Consider the following 2,789-nt stretch of genomic DNA (forward strand, 5'->3'; position numbering starts at 1 on the left):
CCACTACCCTGGACCACCTCGGCGACGGCGTACACCACTACAGTCGAATTCGGCTGTGGGGATCCATCGGTTTCATCGCAGTGGTGGTTTCGCTGGGGCCCGCGCTCGATCGATATGGCGTGGACTGGTTGCCCGTCATCGCGCTGACCTTGCTGGCATTGGTGTGGCTTAACACTCTGCTGATCGGGGATCAGCAGAGTCCGCTCACTGCGACGGCGACCCTGGGTGACGCGTTGCGGTAGCCGGGCGTGTTCGCGTTGCTGTTCGCCTGCTTTCTCTTGCAGGCCAGCCACGGGGCGTATTACGCGTTTTTCAGTATTTACATGGAAAATTTCGGCTATTCCCGCAGTACGATCGGCTGGCTGTGGGCATTGGGCTCAGCGGCCGAGATCGGCGTTTTCGTGATGATGTCGGCATGGCTGCCGCGTTTCGGCGCGCATCGGCTGCTGCTGATCGCGACCTCGCTGGCGGCGCTTCGCTGGACGGTGATCGCGAATCTGGCGGATTCATTGCCTGCGATGCTCGTCGCGCAATGCCTGCACGCGGCGAGTTTCGGCCTTTATCACGCCGCCGCGATTCATCTCGTCTATGAGCGCTTTCCGGGACGGTTGCAGGGTCGCGGGCAGGCGCTTTATTCGAGTGTGAGTTTCGGTCTGGGCGGCGCGCTGGGCAGCCTGATCAGCGGTTATGTATGGGTTGCGGCCAGCCCGCAATGGGCGTTTGGCGCGGCGGCGCTGCTCGCGGCAGCGGGAGCACTGGTGGTGTGGCGCGGGGTGGAAGCTGCTGCCTAGTCGCCAGATCAGAAAAGACTTATGGCTAGGCTGGGTCATCGTTAGCTCGTCTTGTTCACTGCATCCGTAATACACGCCGATGCGCCAGTGGCCCCAAGTTCGGTCCGCGCCACACCGGGAGCATTTCAGGTGACGGCGTCGGGCGCCGCTTCCTATCAGAAACCTATCGAAATCCCGCCTGGCGCCGCCGGTACGCAGCCGCAGCTCGGGCTTAGCCACAACAGCCAAAGTGGTAACGGGTTACTCGGTAGTGGCTGGTCTTTGGGAGGTCTTTCAGGCATTCATCGTTGTCCGCAGACGCTCGTTCAGGACGGGCATATTCATGGTGTCGACTTCACCAGTGTGGATCGATTCTGCCTAGACGGGAAGTGGCTGCTCAACATCAAGGGCATCTACGGCGCGGATGACTCCGAGTACCGCACCGAGATCGACAGCTTCACCAAAGTTACCGCTCACGGCAATCAAGCCGGTGGTCCGGCGTGGTTCGAAGCGCGGACTAAATCGGGTGAAGTCATGCAATATGGATTAACTAACGACCATGAAAACAGCGACGTTAAAGAATCGAGGCTCAAGATAAGAATGTGGTAGCCGCATGGGCGCTTAACAGGGTCACCGGCCCAAATTCATCAAATACAAACCTGGTACAAGTTTTCCGCATTTCGCTTCCATAGCCTTCAACTACGAAGTCCGGCCGGATCCGATCATGGGAAATCGAGCAGGGTCCAAGACAATTACCTCTGTGCGCTTACAACAGGTTGTCGCCAATCACCGAGTCGCTCCGGTACGTAAGTACAACATCTATTACCGAGAGACGTCGGAGTCGCAACCGTATAGCCTGCTCAACGCCATTCAAACCTGCGACGGCAGCGACCAATGTGGACATGCAACCACCTTCGGTTGGCAGCTGGCGGTTAGTGGAAGCCTGGCTAGCTCGGGCTACAAGGGCGCCGTGTAGATCGCCTGATCAGAGCATTGCGATCACTTGTGTCCTGGGAACCAACACCTCGGTTCTGACTTGGAGCATTTCCCTAACGAAGCCCCCAACCGCATCAACGTCTGAGCGTATGCCGGCGCGGTCGGCTCGTGCATGAAATACACGTAGATCTTGCGCCATGCGGTGGCGGCGAGTCTGCCCGCCCACTGCTGGAGATCGGCATCCGAATAGGTCTCGAGTCGAAGGCGGACGTAGCCCCATTGAGCTGTTTCGACGAGAGGCGGCTGCGCGTTGTCTTCGCGCTCGGACAAGCACAACGCCGCTCCGGCGCTCTTGAGCGCGTCGTAGACATCGTCAGCAAACCAGCTCTCGTTGCGAAACTCGAACGCGGCGCTATGCCCCTCGGGCAGCAGGCGCAGGAACTCGCTCAGGCGCGGCAGGTCCTTCTTCACGTATGGCGGCAACTGGAAGAGGACCGGGCCGCGCTTGGCGCCGAGCGCTGTAAGGGTGCGGTAGAGAAAATCGACCGAATCGGCCGCCGTCTCCGCTTTGAGCCGGGCCAAATGAGTGATCCGGCGCGGAGCCTTGATTGCGAATCGGAAGTCCTTCGGCGACGCTTTTGCCCAGTTCTCGAGCACAGATGCCTTGGGCATTCGGTAAAAGGTGTTGTTGATTTCAACCGTCGGCAGACGCTCGGCGCACCACGTTAGCATCGCATCCGGCTTGATCTTCTCCGGATAGAAGTTTCCCTTCCATTCCTTGAAGGAGTAGCCGCTCGCACCTGCTGAAAGCCTCGAAGCCGTCATGTGTATGGTTCCATGTGCGGAAACATAGTTCGGTTCTGTACCTATGCAGTTTGGGGCGGGACTTCGCCAGAGTTTCGGCGCGTATGCCCAGGACCCTTGCACTATTAAGCCTTGAAAAAATGCTTAACTAAATGTCAAGTCCCGGACGATTATAAGGCTTACGATGAAACAGCTCAGGGTGCTTGGCATGCCATTGCTTCATCGCCTGGATGGGTGGCTTGGCATTGAGGGCGGTTTGCGGCAAGTGATGGTTGTACA

General features: G+C 58.6%; 3 protein-coding genes and 1 pseudogene. 3 read left to right on the forward strand and 1 reads right to left on the reverse strand.

The annotated features are described in order from the left end of the window. From H0V34_02910 to H0V34_02920, 3 genes and pseudogenes are all read left to right on the forward strand, one after another. The coding region (locus H0V34_02910) for an MFS transporter (protein ID MBA2490687.1) at positions 1-242 on the forward strand (242 nt) is incomplete at its 5' end. Between the two features lie 6 nt (positions 243-248). After that, a pseudogene (locus H0V34_02915) lies at positions 249-791 on the forward strand (MFS transporter). Between the two features lie 129 nt (positions 792-920). Further along, the gene (locus H0V34_02920) at positions 921-1,379 is read left to right on the forward strand and encodes a hypothetical protein (protein MBA2490688.1); all 459 of its coding nucleotides are present in this window, start codon (positions 921-923) and stop codon (positions 1,377-1,379) included. A gap of 390 nt (positions 1,380-1,769) precedes the next feature. On the opposite strand, the gene H0V34_02925 is transcribed toward H0V34_02920, so the two are convergent. Beyond that, positions 1,770-2,531, reverse strand: a complete 762-nt coding sequence (locus H0V34_02925) for a DUF72 domain-containing protein (protein MBA2490689.1) — start codon at positions 2,529-2,531, stop codon at positions 1,770-1,772. Positions 2,532-2,789 lie beyond the last annotated feature (258 nt).

Source organism: Gammaproteobacteria bacterium (assembly GCA_013696315.1).
Taxonomy (GTDB): Bacteria; Pseudomonadota; Gammaproteobacteria; order JACCYU01; family JACCYU01; genus JACCYU01.

What these genes read in the sequence shown, in the direction of transcription:
- H0V34_02925 (MBA2490689.1), bottom strand. Translation starts at nt 2,531, where the DNA reads ATGACGGCTTCGAGGCTTTCAGCAGGTGCGAGCGGCTACTCCTTCAAG.